Source organism: Lentibacillus kimchii (assembly GCF_055381965.1).
On the sequence record NZ_AP043934.1, the window covers coordinates 1846233 to 1860659 of the forward strand.

Sequence of the window (14427 nt, forward strand, 5' to 3'; positions counted from 1 at the left end):
CCCCGTCTTATTCTGATAAATGATCGTCATCCTTATCCTCCGAAATCACAACATTGGCGGTTCCAAATCGGGACCGCAAAGCTTCCAGACATGGCTCATCCGGTTCCAGCAAATAGGCATGGGACAGGCGATAAGCAGCACCTTCTTTAGGATTATAAATAATGACTGGTGTCTGGCCCGGGTATTGATCAGAGATGGCTTGGATAGCTGACAAGGCATGGTGATCATTAGCTTCAGTGATTTTAATAAACAAACGCTTTCTTTGATCAATTTGCCAATCCGCTTCCTGGAACATCTCCACACTCGATAAGATCCATTGCTGCTGACCATTCCGGTTTTCAACCCTGCCAGCAAACATAATCAGCATGTCTTCCGAAAGCCAGCGGTGGATGTCTCTGTATAACTCCGGAAAAACTACTGCCTCCATATCACCCGTTTCATCACCAATAGTCACAAACGCCATCGGATCACCCCGTTTTGTCCGAATGGGTTTAATCGACTGTACAATGGCTGCACCTTTCGCATGCCGTTCATTTGTAAGCTTCGGACCATCCTCCATAGCGGCATAACCAGCTTTTTTCAGCATCGCCCTGTAATGGGTCAGCGGGTGACTGGAAACAAATTGGCCAAGCAGCTCCTTTTCATCGCGAAGTTTCTTTATCAGACTAAAATCATCAATCGCTACGTATTGCTCTTGTATGTCAAGCTTGTCCTGAAACAAATCAGTCTGACTATTGAATTCCTTAAAAAGTTCGCCCTGTTCCATAGCTTGATCAAGTGAAGCCAAAAGACTTGCGCGATTTGCATGAAGCTCATCAAAAGCACCTGCCATGATCAGCGTTTCCATAGTTCGGCGGTTCACAACTGTCAGTGATACACGTAAACAAAAGTGAAACAAACTTTTGAAAACACCATCCTGTCGTACGCGGATAATTTCATTGATGACTTGATAACCAATTCCTTTTATCGCCATAAATCCCATACGAATTTGCTGACGTTCCACCGAATATTTACCATAACTGTTGTTAACCGATGGTGGTGCCAAAGACAGTCCAGTCGCGTTCAATTCTTTAATATACAGATTCAGCTTATACTGCTGATTGGCTGTCGAACTTAAAAGTTCAGCGAAAAAGCTTTTAGGATAATGAGCTTTCAAATAAGCAAGCTGATAGGCCAGTTTACTGTAGGCAACCGCATGGCTTTTGTTAAAACCGTAATTAGAGAACTTAGCAATCCACTGAAATATTTCCCTGGCAATAACGTCACTGTAGCCTTGTGCCAAACAGCCCTGAATAAATGCCGTTTGCTGTTCATTCATCGCCTGCTGTTGTTTCTTACTGACTGCCCGTCGCAATATATCGGCCCGTCCTAAAGAAAATCCAGCAATCTGATGTGCTATTTGCATAATTTGTTCCTGATAAATCAGAACACCATAGGTTTCCTTTAAAATCGGTTCCAGATCCGGATGCAGGTAATTAATTGCCTCTTGATCGTGTTTACGGTTGATATAAACAGGTATATTGTCCATTGGCCCCGGCCGGTATAACGCGTTGACAGCCACAATATCTTCAAAATGGGTCGGTTTCAGCCTTTTCAGCACCTGTTTCATACCCTGTGACTCCAATTGAAACACACCATTCGTTCTGCCTTGCCGCAGCATCGCGTAAGTCGCATCATCCTCATCAGGAATAGCCTCCAGGGTCATCGTGCCGTTTCCGGTATAGCGAATTGTCTGCAATACGCGTTCCAAAAGTGTCAAATTGCGCAGTCCCAGAAAGTCCATTTTCAAGAGCCCGACAGCTTCCAGATCATTCATCGCATACTGAGTCAAATAGGTCTCATGAGTCCCCACCGTTAACGGAACATGATGAATGAGTGGCTCTTCGCTGATGACAACGCCAGCAGCATGGGTGGACATGTGCTTCGGAAGTCCTTCCAGTTTAGCTGCAATCGTAAATAACAATTTCAGTTTATCTGATTGTTTGATATATTGCTGCAATTCTTCTGATCCTTTGATATAAGCTGCAATAGGCTGATTTGCCTGTGCAGGGATATACTTTAAGATAAACGCTGCATCCTGCCGGTCGATATCCATGGTCTTAATCAATTCACGCAATAGTGATCTGGCTGCAAACGTTCCAAATGTAATAATCTGCGCTACATGATCGTCACCATACTTAGCACGAACATAATCGATCACTTCATCACGCCTGTGATCCGAAAAATCAACATCAATATCAGGCATCGTTACACGCTCAGGATTAAGAAAGCGCTCAAACAATAAATTATGAGCCATTGGGTCAACCTCAGTGATGCCAAGCACATACGCAACCAGAGATCCGGCTGCTGAACCACGCCCAGGCCCGACGAGAATCCCCTGATCTTTAGCATATTTAATAAAATCCCAAACAATTAAAAAGTAATCGCTGAATTGCATCGATTGAATAGTCCGCAGTTCATATGTAAGACGTTTTTCGATGTCACTGTTGACAGCAGTGTAGCGCTGTTTGACATTTTCCCAGCACAGCTGCTCCAGATAAGTATGGGCATCAAGCTGTTCCGATACCGGATAAGATGGAAGCATGTGTCTATCAAAGTTCAGGGTAACATCGCACCTGCCCGAAATATTTGCAGTCTCCTGAACAATCCCGGGCCACTCATCTCCATAGAGTTGTTCCATTTCAGCGGCGGGACGCAAATGGCGCTGTTTGACACTTATATCCGTTATTCGCAGCGGCCATGTTTCATCATGTTTCATAGAACGCAAACAATCGTAGGCTACAGCATCCTTTTCATTCAAATAGCGGACGTCATTAAGTAATACCGCTTTGGTCTGAGATGTTTCCTGGAAGGCTTTAATCGATTCACTGATCATACGCTCCTTCGGGATGCCATGATCCTGAACACCAAGATAGAAATCACTCTGTGCAAACATATGCCAATAATTCACGAGATAATCGCTGACTTGGTCAAAAGAAGCATTCTGCAGCAATGAACCAATATTGGAATCATAGGTTATCACAATGCAAATGAGATCCTCATTATAAGATGTTAACGCCTCAGCTGAAATACTCTTTTTTTGCGATAATTGAATATGAGTGCTTAAACGGATTAAGTTCTCGTACCCGTGATTGTTTTTAGCAAGCAACAGACACAAGTCCGGTTCACTGCCATTCGTATTCACCCTCACATGCATACCGATGATTGGTTTGATCCCGTTTTTCTGACAAGCCTTGTAAAAAGGGACAGCGCCATATAAAACATGTTCATCTGTAAGTGCAAGGGCTTCAAATTGCAATTCGCGGGCCCTTTCAGCCAATTTGTCAATCGTAATGGTGCTGCTCATAAAACTGTAACCGCTGTGGACCTGTAAATGTGTAAAAGACATACGATCCCATCTTTCCTTTCACTCTTAACTCTATTATAGCTAATCCGATCCAAAACTGCATCCATTAATATGTTTACCTCAGGCATATTCTGTCCATCGCCATCATAAAATGAAACAGTATATGGACAAGGAGCGAGCCTAATGGAAGAACGATTTATCGCCCAGCTCATTCATTGTTTTTTTATTGCATTTGGTGTCATCGTAGGTGGAGCTATTATTGGCAGTATTGGTGCGTTTATTACAGGCGATGCCCCTTTCACCCAAATCAACCGGATTGCTGACCGGTTAAGAATCTGGGCCATTGTAGCTGCCATAGGCGGGACTTTTGATGCCATAGCAAATTTTGAAAAAGGGATCCTGGATGGATCAACATTTGATCTTCTTAAACAAATTCTGTTAATTTTAACAGCTATGGGTGGTGTTAAAGCAGGCCTCGTCCTATTAAGCTGGCTGATTCAGGAGAGTATCCGTTAATGCATATTCCACCATACCACAAAAAAGCCACCTGGCAGCGTTTTTTTGTTGGCACGTTTGTCGGTGCTGTTATTGCTTATTGTTTATTCATCTATATGCACGGGACAATGTATGGCGAACTTCTGGAAGAAAACCGTGATTTAAAAGCGAACGTTTCGGAATTAAAAAATCAGAATGATGCGTTACTCGAGGATAACAAGAACCTTGATGAGCAATCCCAGGAGTCCATCAAAGTGGAAACCATTGAGATTACGATCGCAAATGAAGACGAACTGCCGGACAGTTTAATCATCCATGACATGGAAGAGTTAATCAAACATGAGATTAATCATATTGTAGGAAAAAATGTATCCATCATTTCAGAAAGCGATAGCCTGTTAAAAGCAACGATTGAAGACAGAGATTATACGGTTGATGATTTCACCTACCAATTCAGCGTTGATACCCTTGTTATTCACCAAACTGTAAAAATAACTGTTAATGCTGATATTGCTACTTAAGAGGCCGATTGAAAAAGTGATACAAGCGAGCTATCTCTCGCATGGATAGCTCGCTCTCGCTATATCTATAGATTATAAGACATGCATACGTCATCCAGATCCTTTAGAACCTGCTCTGTTTCCGACCATGTTTTAACCGAAGCTCCCGATGCCATTGGGTGGCCACCGCCATTATATTTAGCAGCTATATCATTAATGACTGGCCCTTTTGAACGGAGCCGCACTCTAATCTCGTCATCTTCCTCAATAAAAAGGACCCATGCCTTAATACCGGCAATATCTCCCAGAACGCCTACAAGCTGACCCGTCTCCATCGGGCTGACATCGTATTCCTGTAAAGTATTTTTCGTTAATTTAATCGAACTCATACCAGACCCAGTGAGCTCAAAATGCTGCAGGATATATCCTTGCAGTCTGGCGATATTGCGGCTGGTACGGTAAAGGCCATCATAAAGACCGGGACGATCAAAGTTATACGCTACAAGTTCCGCAGCATGCTGAAACGTCTTTTTAGTAGCGCTCGGGAATAAAAACCGGCCTGTATCACCTACTATACCGGCGTAAATCAGGCGCGCTGCTTCAGCATTTAATGTGAAGCCCTGATCTTTAGCAAATTGATAAATATCATAAATTATCTCGCAGGATGAACTGGCGCTCGTATCGACATATGATACATCACCATAATCATCCACAATGGGATGGTGATCGATCTTTATCAATTTCTTTCCCATATGATAGCGCTGATCACTAATACGGGCAGTATTGGCTGTATCACAAACAATGACAAGGGCGTTTTGATACATATAATCATCAATAGGATCCATTTCAGCTAAAAATTCGAGTCCTGGACCCGTTTCTCCCGTTAAGTAAACTTGTTTATCCGGAAATGAACCCGAAATTAATTCTTTGAGTCCGGCTTGAGAACCGTACGCATCAGGATCAGGTCTGACATGACGGTGAATAATAATCGTTTGATGTTCTTTAATTGCATCAACAATTGCCTGTATAGTCATAATACTCTCCTATCTGATTCACAAATTTATTACTTTTCTTTTAAAGCAAAACAAGCTACAATTAAATTATGCATTATTTTGGCATTATCATCTAAATTGGCCAATGACTTATTAAGTATAGGAGCAGATTTGCATGATTATTTTTCCTATTATAATTGTTTTGTCAGTCGTTTTCTGGATTTATTACAAAGTAGCTATCCTAAAAAGTGACGATGGGCTGACACAAGCTTACTTTAATGCCAAATCACGTATTTGTCTTGGCAGTCTCCTGTTCTTTTTTGCGATTAATCAATATATCTTTTACCAGACAAAGCTGGCATTATTTATCGGCATCGTTTTTTTATTTTTCGGTGTGGTGCATTTATATTCAGGTATGAAAGAAGCGAAGCACTACCGGAAAGAATGGAGACGTTTGAATACCTGAGAGCAATTATCATTAAGCCATAAGCGCTCTTATGTACCGCGATCTGGCAAAAAGTCCAACCAAACTCTTGCCAGACTTTTCTGCGGGGCAACAATCGATCCTTTCAAATAAACGTGTTGATAGCACATCCGCCACAGCCGTTACCTATCGATCAGGTGAGTCATCAGCAAACCTTTCCCAACCATATTATTACCGCTGAACATTTCCACATCCACTTTAGCATAAATGCGTCCAGCTTCGAGTATTTTTGGCTTAATCGTTACCTTACTGTCAATGGGCACCGGCTTTAAAAAGTATACTGTTAGATTCTCCACAACAAGATCACCTTTTTTTTGACGGCTTAAGGCCCGGCTGCTCGCTTCCGTCATAAGGGATGTGCACACCCCATCCGACAGCGTCCCGATTTGATTCGTCATCTGCGGCGTCACCTGTGTGTGGAAAGCCATTTCATCGCTTTCCGGGGAGGACAGCTGCCGTCCAACAATATCATCGATGGTTTCCCCTACTTGTGGCTGCCGCTGAATTTGCTGCAGAGCTTGCAAAACATCCTGCCGGGAAACAACGCCTTTCAGTTTGCTGGAAGGATCAACAACCGGCACGACTTCAATTCCCTCCCATACCATCATATGAGCCACATACGCGAGCGACGTTTTTTCCTGGACAACGATTGGATTCCGGGACATAATTTTGTCAATACGTATCTGCCTGTCTTTTCCGATAATATCCTTTGAACTAAGCATACCAGCGACGCGCCCTTTGTCATCAACAACAGGATATCTGGTGTGAGTTGATTGCTCGTTTAACGCATACCAGCGTTCTAAGGTATCTGTCATATACAAACGCAACGATTGTTCCTGCGGTGTATAAATATCATCGACAAATATGACTTCCTTTTTAATCAATTGGTCATAAATAGCTCGGTTAATCATAGTTGCTACCGTGAACGTGTCATAACTGGTCGTCATAATCGGCAGCTGCTTTTCATCGGCCAGCTTTTTCATAGTCTCATTTGTATCAAAACCGCCCGTAATTAAAACAGCTGCCCCTTCGTTCAGTGCCATTTCATGAGCTTCTACACGGTTGCCGACAATCAACAATGATCCTGCTTCCGTATAGCGCTTCATGGGATCAAGCTGCATAGCCCCTATAACAAATTTATTCAAGGTCTTATGCAGTCCCTGATGGCCTCCAAGCGCTTGTCCATCGACAATTTTTATAACCTCGGCATACGTCAGTTTATCAAAATTATCTTTACTTTTTCGTTCAATCCGAATAGTTCCCACACGTTCAATGGTGCTGACAATCCCCTGATTTTCTGCCTCTTTAATAGCTCGGTAAGCTGTTCCTTCACTCACGTTCAACGTTTTGGCAATCTGCCTGACTGAAATTTTATAACCAATTTCCAGCGATAAAATATGCTGTAAAATCTGTTCATGCTTTGTTGCCAACTGGACACCTGCTTTCAACTGTACTAATCTTTTTGTCTCATTTCAATTATACAGTTGATACAGCCGAACCTCAATAGTTAAGCCCTTTCTTGGAGAAGCTCCCTATCCTGTTCCATTACAGGTGGGTCGGTTATTTGTAAAAGTGAGGCCAGATTAGATCCAATAACCAATAACAGAAAACCCAGCCATAGCCCCCAAAATAAAATGGCTTCCTGCGTTATCGCCTCTGGAATTGCAGGCCAGGCAATGTAAAGAAAGAAACCTCCTAAAAGTAAACGCAATATGGCATAGTAACGCATAATTCTCACCTCTTTTCATTTCTATTAATTTATGAAAAAGAAAGGTGAAACAGAACGGCCGTTTTAAATCAGATTATGTAAATACCACGCCAATAAAAAATCTCCCTGGAAGTAGCTTATAAGGGATCCCATTACAATAAAAGGCCCAAATGGAATTGGCTGTTTACGATTAATACGTTTCAGCCCCAATAATACACCTCCAATGAGCGCACCTATGACACTGGAAAGAAGCAAAGCCAATAATGTCTTTTGAAAACCTAAAACAATCCCCAGTAAAGCGAACAGCTTCATGTCACCACCTCCCATACCGCCACGACTTATGAGAATAATAAGCGCAATTATTATAACCCCCATCAATGCTCCCACTGCAGAAGACCACCAGGGGTCAAGCGGCTGTATGACACGCGTTATAACCAAAAACGGCAAAAAGAAGCCTAACAGCCGATTGGGAATAAGCATGTACCTGATATCAGAAACAAACACAATGAGAAGGAGAGTTACAGTCAGCAATGCGACTGGTAATTCCCAGCTTAACCCTGTCTTAATGTAACTCAGCGCGAAAAGCAAAGCAGCAGAAAGTTCTATAACAGGATATAAAATCGAGATATGTCTTTGGCATTGATTACATTTCCCCCGCTGAACGGCGTAGGACAACAGAGGTATCAACTCATACCAAGCCAATAGATGTCCGCAATCCGGACACATCGAACGTTCGTTGGCAAAAGGCTGCTTTTGGGGCATGCGCAGACCGACAACATTAAAAAATGAACCGAAGATCAAACCTAAGAGGAAAAATAGCAGGATTAGCACATCATTCATAACGGGGCTCCTTATCGCAGTATACAAAATAGGAAAATGCGAGGTTTTTTCAGATATTTACAATTATAGTATAGCCTGACGGGATTAAAATATCAATTAAAAAAACGTGAGCAAAACACTCACGTTTTTTTAACAGTTTACAACTCTACGGAGTCACCGGCTTTCATGGCCAGACCTTTACCAGTTTTCACTTTGCTGACAAAGGCATCTGGATCCTGTTCAATAACAGGGAATGTGTTGTAATGCACGGGCACGACCGTCTTGGCATTGATCCAGTCTGCGGCAACTAAAGCATCATCAGGCCCCATGGTGAAATTGTCGCCAATTGGCACAAACGCGATATCAATATCGTTCATTTCACCAATCAATTTCAAATCGCTAAATAAGCCAGTATCACCAACGTGATAAATTGTTTTACCATCAATAGTCAGCAGGATCCCTGCAGGCATTCCTGTATAGACAACATTTCCGCCCTCGCTCGTATAAGAGGAACTGTGAAATGCCTGTGTATACTTAACATTGCCAAAGTCAAAATCATGGGAACCGCCAATATTCATTCCATGTGCGCTAAAACCTTTTTCACCTAGATAAACGGCCAGTTCATTTGGAGCTACAATGAATGCATTATTACGCTTAGCAATTTGCTCTGTATCACCGACATGATCATCATGTCCGTGTGTCAGAAGAATTACATCTGTTTCAACTGTATCTGCATCAAGATCACAAATGTCATTTCCCGAAATAAATGGATCGATCAAGATTGTATGTTTATCTGTTTTAACTCGTACTACTGAATGGCCATGGAAAGATACTTGCATGTAAATCGCTCCTTTTCTCAGATTACCTTATACCTTCTATTTTCCATAGATTCCTTTTATAACTTTACCCGTTTTTATCTCTTTTTAATCATCAGAGTTTGTGTTCACAGGTGAATTGGACAGCAGATTCGTTTAGCGATATTGGCTGATAACGTCAATGCCGCCAGTGACGTCTACAACCGCTCCTGTTATCATATCGGAATCCTGATCACATAAGTATAAAATTGTCCGAGCAATATCCTCACCTGTTCCTGGTCGGCCAATCGGCGTTTCATCATTAGGCCTGTGCCGGCTTTCTTCAATACTTGCTTCTTTCATTTCGCCAGCAATATTGCCCGGACATACCATATTAGATGTAATATGATGATTCGCCTCTTCAAAGGCTATCGTCTTAGTCAGTGAAACAAGACCGCTTTTAGCGGCAGCGAACGCCGAGCGATACATCCAGCCGGGGGCACTGTCGGCTCCCTGGTAGCCATAGTTAATAATACGGCCAAACTGCTGCTCCCGCATATGTGGAATTGTCTGTTTCAGTAAATAAAAAGCAGCGTTCAGATTGCCATTTATCAGATTATGCCACTCATCATCAGAATAGTCGAGTAACTTTTTGCGTTCAAAAACAAATGGACCAGCATTATTAATCAGATAATCAACACCTCCAAAATGTTTCACAGCGCTATCTACCAGTCTGGAGATATCTTGTTTATTGGTAATATCTGCTTGTTCAGTATGTAATAGGTGCTTATATAGAGACAGTTCTTCCTCCGTTTGGCGTGCTTTCTCAGGATGATTGTGATAAGTAGTCGTAACACAATGCCCAGCTTCCAAAAATTTTTGCACCACTTGTCTGCCTAATCCGGACGTCCCAGCTGTTATAAGAGCATGACCCATCGCTTCATCCTCCTTTCCTTATAGTTACCATAACATGAGATGCCAGCCAAGTCAGTTTTGAAATCGTCTCATACATACAGGGACTGGGACAAAAGAGACGCTTATTAGGCGTCTTTTGTCCCAGCCTCTGTTTATTTGTTAATTCTTTTGGTTATTATACGTGTGAATACCGCGGTTATTGGCCAGCTTGTCCTGGTCTTCAATAACACCTTTTTGATAACTTTCAACTAATTGATTTTTGACTGCATCGATGCCTTTTTCTTCTTCTGATTTGTTGTCTTTTTTAGCCATTCTTATCACCTCCACGTTTAGTATGTTCACATTTAAGCTTCAAACAACCGCAGACTATTTCCAATTCTGTTGGAAAACGATTGCAACAGTGTTAAAAATGGTGTTAGATTTAAAAAAGGAGGAGATAAAATGGACGCGGATTATAAGCAAATTGTGGTTGCCGTGGATGGATCGGAAGCTTCTGAAAAAGCATTCAACAAAGCAGTGGCTATTGTTAAGCGCAACGATGCCAGGATGGTTTTGGCACATGTGGTCGATTCTAAAACATTCGCTACCGCTGAAGCCTATGACAGAACGCTGGCAGAACGCTCAGAGGAATATGCCAAAGATCTCGTCGACGGCTATGCACAAACGGCGAAAAAAGCAGGATTAACGGATATAGAGAGATCTATTGAATTCGGCTCGCCGAAAGTTAAAATTGCAAAAGATATTGCAGAAACATTCCAAGCTGATTTAATTATTTGCGGGGCAACAGGAATGGGCGCTGTTGAACGTTTTCTGATCGGAAGTGTATCCGAGAATATTACCAGATACGCAACGTGCGATGTCCTCGTTGTACGCTGATACATCTAAAACGGCCGGGCAAGCAGCGGGGCCTGCCTGGCTTCCATTTAGATTCCCTTTGACGCTTAAACGCACTAGCCGATGAGACGAACCGTATCGCGCGCTATCATCACTTCTTCGTTGGTTGGAATGACCATAACCTTCACCGGCGAATACGGATAATTGATAAATGCCTCTTCACCACGTATACGATTTCGGGCAGGATCCCAATAAATCCCCATAAATTCCAGCCCGGACAGCACCTTTTCCCGGATAACATCACTGTTCTCGCCGACACCTGCTGTAAAAATAATGGCATCAACACCGGACATTCGTGCTGCATACGACCCCAAATACTTATGGATCCGTTCTGCAAAGACTTCCAAAGCTAATTCGGCCCGGTCATCGCTATCAGCGTTCTGCTCAATATCCCGGAGGTCACTGGAAAATCCGGACAGTGCCAGCATGCCGCTTTCTTTATTCAGCACGTTAATAACCTCATCAGCATCTTTGCCCGTTTTATCCATAAGGTAAGGTATGAGGGCCGGGTCTATATTGCCTGACCGCGTTCCCATTGTCACACCAGCAAGGGGCGTAAAACCCATGGATGTATCAATCGATTCACCTTTATCAATCGCGGTAATACTGGCACCATTACCTAAATGACATGAAATGAGACGCAGCTGGTCAAGCGGGAGATCAAGCATTTCCGATGCTCGATGGGCAACATACTTATGCGATGTCCCGTGAAAACCATATTTCCGAATACCATAGTCCTCATAATACGAATACGGGAGACTATATAAATAGGATTTTTCCGGCATTGTCTGATGAAAAGCCGTATCGAATACAGCAACCATCGGCACATCAGGCAAAATTTCCCGAAACACCCGGATACCTGTCAGGTTAGCCGGGTTATGCAATGGTGCCAGCTCCGAAACTTCTTCTATCGCTTTAATCACGTCATCTGTAATAAGAACTGAATCATCAAACTTTTCTCCGCCATGGACGACCCGATGACCGACCCCATCGATGTCACTCATAGACTGGATCACACCGCTTGATAAGAGCTTCTCCAGCAAGTGATTAACCGCCGTTTCATGATCCGGTATCTCCAGAACGCTTTTCTCTTTATTATTAACTTCAAACGACAACACCGATTCGGGCAGTCCGATTCGTTCCATAAGTCCTTTTGCCAGAACTGTCTCGTCGGGCATACGAAACAGTTGAAATTTTAACGAAGAACTGCCGGCATTGATTGCCAGTACATTCGACATGCTGTTCAACCCCCTTCATGCTGTTATTTAGTCATATTCTCGGAAAACCAGCTATTTATTTGTGACAAAATATCACTCATAGCTCGTGTATTCTTAAATGACGGAACTTGAGCAAGCAGCGGCTGTTTGACAGCAGTTGTGTCCGGTCCCTTCTTTTGCAGAATCATAATGCTTTTATGATTTTTTTCTGACTTGAACACGGTTTCCGGCAATTGCAGAACACCTACAATATGGACCTGTTCCTGAAGATAGGCATGCAATTTATCAGATTGATCGCTGTCAAAAAGAAATTCAGGAATAACAAAGATTAAATAGCCGCCTGCCTTTGTATATTTTATACTCTGTTCAATAAACAGATGGTGTGAATAAGAATGACCCTCATCAGCCTTTAATTCAAAATCGTCAGCTTGAATATCATCGGGATAGTAACCGACTGGTAAATCACTGACAACAAGATCAACCGGATCCAGTAAAAATGGCCCTAGACTGTCCTGATGGAAAAACTCAATTTCCTTCTGCTGCAAGTTGGCATTTAAAGCAGCCAGCCTAATAAGGGTTGGATCAACTTCACTTGCAAACACAGCCTCAAGTTTCTCGAGCTGTTCCGTAACGGTCGTCAACAAGTTCCCTGTGCCGCTCGCCGGATCAAACAGGCGTATATGTTCCCGGCCTTCGGTCACTTTTGAAGCCAGATACCCGACAAACAACGCAATCGCTTCAGGCGTCATTAGATGCTGTTCTTGTGTAGCACCTTTCATGCCTTTTAAAGTTGCCATCTGAACAGCTTTGCGGATATCCTCAATTTCATAAGCAGATGCATCCGGAATAGCCGGGAGATTTTGTTTGATACTTTCATCGAGCTCTTCTGGCAGACTTGCGTTAAATACAGCCTCCATTGTGGTAATCAAACTATCCAGATACGTTTGATTCGTAGACTGCTGCAGACTTTCCGTCAACTTATCGATTGGTTCATACAATAATTCCACATTTGATTGATCCATGTCACAATCCTCCGATCAATGGTCTCAGAACGTCTATATTGTAACAGACAGCACATATTCCCTAAAACAAAAAATCTCCTGTCAGGGTAACCCTGACAGGAGAGCTTCTGTTGATCTACTCGGCTTTGCGTGCAGCCTCAAGTGCTTGTTGATAGTCGGGTTCATTCGTTACCTCACTTACGTATTCCACATAAGTAACGTTATCATTAGAATCAACAACAAAAATTGACCGTGCCAACAAACGAAGTTCCTGCATTAAAACGCCATATTTTTCACCGAAATCAGCATCGCGGTGATCTGATAACGTATCCAGATTTTCAATGCCATTAGCGGCGCACCAGCGCTGCTGAGCAAATGGCAGATCCATGCTGATGGTCAGGACTTGTACATTGTCCAATTGCGCAGCCTCTTCGTTGAATCGCCGCGTTTCCTGTGAACAGACATCTGTATCAACAGACGGCACAGCAGCAATCAATTTGACTTTACCTTTATAATCGTCCAAGGAGACTTCCTGAAGGTCATTTGACAAAACTGTGAAATTCGGCGCTTTGTCCCCGACTTTCATTTCCTGCCCCTTCAGTGTGACTGGATCCTGATTAAATGTCACTTGTACCATTGAATCATCCTCCCATAGCAATCATTTTCCTTTAATTCATTATGAAGGAAGGCGCAGGTTGTGTCCAATGATTCGGCCTGCAATACAAACAGGGCTAGTCAGACTCATCTTCATCGTCTGATTCGTCATCCTGATCCTGTTTTGACCGGCGTTTCTTTTCCTGACGGCTGTTCTGGTTTTCTTGATTGCCGCTTTGTTTTGTTTGCTGCTTCATCATTTCCGGCAAACCCGATTCCTTAAGCAATTGCTGAATTTTTTCGACCGCTTTAGGAGCAAAGTCCATCATTTTTTCATAAATATGGGTACTCTCATCTAAATGAATCATTTTCACGCCTTTAGAATTAATGATTAAAAAGGCGATTGGCGTAACGGATACACCACCACCGCTGCCGCCCCCGAAAGGGTATGAATCACTGCTGCTGGAATCACTGGATTGCTGACCGCCGGTAAACTCACTCCCGCCGGCAGCAAATCCGAAACCTAATTTCGATACAGGGATGATCATGCTGCCGTCTGGTGATTCAACAGGATCACCAATAATCGTATTAACATCTATCATATCCTGTAAATTTTCCATTGCTGTTGTCATTAAACCTTGTATTGGATGGTCATCATTCATGTATAA

16 protein-coding genes are annotated in these 14427 nt (G+C 42.8%); 4 read left to right on the top strand and 12 right to left on the bottom strand.

What is annotated here, in order from left to right; genetic code table 11:
• Positions 1 to 7: 7 nt before the first annotated feature.
• Positions 8 to 3346, bottom strand: coding sequence for a DNA polymerase III subunit alpha (dnaE, locus tag ACZ444_RS09885; protein ID WP_464433289.1), 3339 nt, complete (start codon positions 3344 to 3346; stop codon positions 8 to 10).
• Between the two features lie 183 nt (positions 3347 to 3529).
• Here dnaE and ytrH point away from each other — a divergent pair, with 183 nt between their 5' ends.
• Together ytrH and ytrI are read left to right on the top strand one after the other, a co-directional pair.
• Complete coding sequence (gene ytrH, locus ACZ444_RS09890; protein ID WP_382358526.1) at positions 3530 to 3862, top strand: sporulation membrane protein YtrH; 333 nt, start codon at positions 3530 to 3532, stop codon at positions 3860 to 3862.
• Entirely contained in the window at positions 3862 to 4362 is a 501-nt protein-coding gene (gene ytrI, locus ACZ444_RS09895) for a sporulation membrane protein YtrI (protein ID WP_382358527.1), read from the top strand. The genes ytrH and ytrI overlap by 1 nt, the downstream gene beginning before the upstream one ends.
• Before the next feature lie 65 nt (positions 4363 to 4427).
• Here ytrI and ACZ444_RS09900 read toward each other — a convergent pair whose 3' ends face one another.
• A complete protein-coding gene (locus ACZ444_RS09900; RefSeq protein WP_382358528.1) occupies positions 4428 to 5375 on the bottom strand; it encodes a DHH family phosphoesterase in 948 nt (315 codons plus the stop codon).
• Positions 5376 to 5508: 133 nt separating this feature from the next.
• Between ACZ444_RS09900 and ACZ444_RS09905 the strand changes: the two genes are divergently transcribed.
• Positions 5509 to 5799 carry a YtpI family protein gene (locus ACZ444_RS09905; protein WP_382358529.1) on the top strand — a complete coding sequence of 97 codons (291 nt, stop codon included), beginning with the start codon at positions 5509 to 5511 and terminating at the stop codon, positions 5797 to 5799.
• Positions 5800 to 5939: 140 nt separating this feature from the next.
• Here ACZ444_RS09905 and ACZ444_RS09910 read toward each other — a convergent pair whose 3' ends face one another.
• The 6 genes from ACZ444_RS09910 to ACZ444_RS09935 form a co-directional block, all read right to left on the bottom strand.
• Positions 5940 to 7247 (bottom strand): DRTGG domain-containing protein, encoded by a 1308-nt coding sequence (locus ACZ444_RS09910; protein ID WP_382358530.1) that lies wholly within the window; start codon positions 7245 to 7247, stop codon positions 5940 to 5942.
• 77 nt (positions 7248 to 7324) lie between these two features.
• A complete protein-coding gene (locus ACZ444_RS09915; protein ID WP_382358531.1) occupies positions 7325 to 7546 on the bottom strand; it encodes a hypothetical protein in 222 nt (73 codons plus the stop codon).
• 63 nt (positions 7547 to 7609) lie between these two features.
• Entirely contained in the window at positions 7610 to 8365 is a 756-nt protein-coding gene (locus tag ACZ444_RS09920) for a prepilin peptidase (protein WP_382358532.1), read from the bottom strand.
• A gap of 137 nt (positions 8366 to 8502) precedes the next feature.
• The gene (locus ACZ444_RS09925; RefSeq protein WP_382358533.1) at positions 8503 to 9183 is read right to left on the bottom strand and encodes a metal-dependent hydrolase; all 681 of its coding nucleotides are present in this window, start codon (positions 9181 to 9183) and stop codon (positions 8503 to 8505) included.
• Positions 9184 to 9315: 132 nt separating this feature from the next.
• Positions 9316 to 10074 (bottom strand): SDR family oxidoreductase, encoded by a 759-nt coding sequence (locus tag ACZ444_RS09930; RefSeq protein ID WP_382358534.1) that lies wholly within the window; start codon positions 10072 to 10074, stop codon positions 9316 to 9318.
• Positions 10075 to 10212: 138 nt separating this feature from the next.
• Positions 10213 to 10365, bottom strand: coding sequence for a hypothetical protein (locus ACZ444_RS09935; protein ID WP_382358535.1), 153 nt, complete (start codon positions 10363 to 10365; stop codon positions 10213 to 10215).
• Between the two features lie 129 nt (positions 10366 to 10494).
• Here ACZ444_RS09935 and ACZ444_RS09940 point away from each other — a divergent pair, with 129 nt between their 5' ends.
• The gene (locus tag ACZ444_RS09940; protein WP_382358536.1) at positions 10495 to 10929 is read left to right on the top strand and encodes a universal stress protein; all 435 of its coding nucleotides are present in this window, start codon (positions 10495 to 10497) and stop codon (positions 10927 to 10929) included.
• Positions 10930 to 11003: 74 nt separating this feature from the next.
• Here the strand turns inward: ACZ444_RS09940 and ACZ444_RS09945 are convergent, their stop codons facing one another.
• The 4 genes from ACZ444_RS09945 to ytfJ all read right to left on the bottom strand — a co-directional run bounded on the left by ACZ444_RS09945 (position 11004) and on the right by ytfJ (position 14421).
• Complete coding sequence (locus ACZ444_RS09945) at positions 11004 to 12185, bottom strand: acetate kinase (protein ID WP_382358537.1); 1182 nt, start codon at positions 12183 to 12185, stop codon at positions 11004 to 11006.
• Positions 12186 to 12208: 23 nt separating this feature from the next.
• Positions 12209 to 13186: a class I SAM-dependent methyltransferase gene (locus ACZ444_RS09950; protein ID WP_382358538.1), complete on the bottom strand. Its 978-nt coding sequence runs from the start codon at positions 13184 to 13186 to the stop codon at positions 12209 to 12211.
• Positions 13187 to 13301: 115 nt separating this feature from the next.
• A complete protein-coding gene (tpx, locus tag ACZ444_RS09955; protein WP_382358539.1) occupies positions 13302 to 13802 on the bottom strand; it encodes a thiol peroxidase in 501 nt (166 codons plus the stop codon).
• A gap of 94 nt (positions 13803 to 13896) precedes the next feature.
• Complete coding sequence (ytfJ, locus tag ACZ444_RS09960; protein ID WP_382358540.1) at positions 13897 to 14421, bottom strand: GerW family sporulation protein; 525 nt, start codon at positions 14419 to 14421, stop codon at positions 13897 to 13899.
• Positions 14422 to 14427: the final 6 nt, after the last annotated feature.

What these genes read in the sequence shown, in the direction of transcription:
- ACZ444_RS09915 (WP_382358531.1), bottom strand. Translation starts at nt 7,546, where the DNA reads ATGCGTTACTATGCCATATTGCGTTTACTTTTAGGAGGTTTCTTTCTT.
- ytfJ (WP_382358540.1), bottom strand. Translation starts at nt 14,421, where the DNA reads ATGAATGATGACCATCCAATACAAGGTTTAATGACAACAGCAATGGAA.
- ytrI (WP_382358527.1), top strand. Translation starts at nt 3,862, where the DNA reads ATGCATATTCCACCATACCACAAAAAAGCCACCTGGCAGCGTTTTTTT.
- ACZ444_RS09925 (WP_382358533.1), bottom strand. Translation starts at nt 9,183, where the DNA reads ATGCAAGTATCTTTCCATGGCCATTCAGTAGTACGAGTTAAAACAGAT.
- ACZ444_RS09935 (WP_382358535.1), bottom strand. Translation starts at nt 10,365, where the DNA reads ATGGCTAAAAAAGACAACAAATCAGAAGAAGAAAAAGGCATCGATGCA.
- ytrH (WP_382358526.1), top strand. Translation starts at nt 3,530, where the DNA reads ATGGAAGAACGATTTATCGCCCAGCTCATTCATTGTTTTTTTATTGCA.
- ACZ444_RS09920 (WP_382358532.1), bottom strand. Translation starts at nt 8,365, where the DNA reads ATGAATGATGTGCTAATCCTGCTATTTTTCCTCTTAGGTTTGATCTTC.
- ACZ444_RS09900 (WP_382358528.1), bottom strand. Translation starts at nt 5,375, where the DNA reads ATGACTATACAGGCAATTGTTGATGCAATTAAAGAACATCAAACGATT.
- ACZ444_RS09940 (WP_382358536.1), top strand. Translation starts at nt 10,495, where the DNA reads ATGGACGCGGATTATAAGCAAATTGTGGTTGCCGTGGATGGATCGGAA.
- dnaE (WP_464433289.1), bottom strand. Translation starts at nt 3,346, where the DNA reads ATGAGCAGCACCATTACGATTGACAAATTGGCTGAAAGGGCCCGCGAA.
- ACZ444_RS09930 (WP_382358534.1), bottom strand. Translation starts at nt 10,074, where the DNA reads ATGGGTCATGCTCTTATAACAGCTGGGACGTCCGGATTAGGCAGACAA.
- ACZ444_RS09945 (WP_382358537.1), bottom strand. Translation starts at nt 12,185, where the DNA reads ATGTCGAATGTACTGGCAATCAATGCCGGCAGTTCTTCGTTAAAATTT.
- ACZ444_RS09950 (WP_382358538.1), bottom strand. Translation starts at nt 13,186, where the DNA reads ATGGATCAATCAAATGTGGAATTATTGTATGAACCAATCGATAAGTTG.
- tpx (WP_382358539.1), bottom strand. Translation starts at nt 13,802, where the DNA reads ATGGTACAAGTGACATTTAATCAGGATCCAGTCACACTGAAGGGGCAG.
- ACZ444_RS09905 (WP_382358529.1), top strand. Translation starts at nt 5,509, where the DNA reads ATGATTATTTTTCCTATTATAATTGTTTTGTCAGTCGTTTTCTGGATT.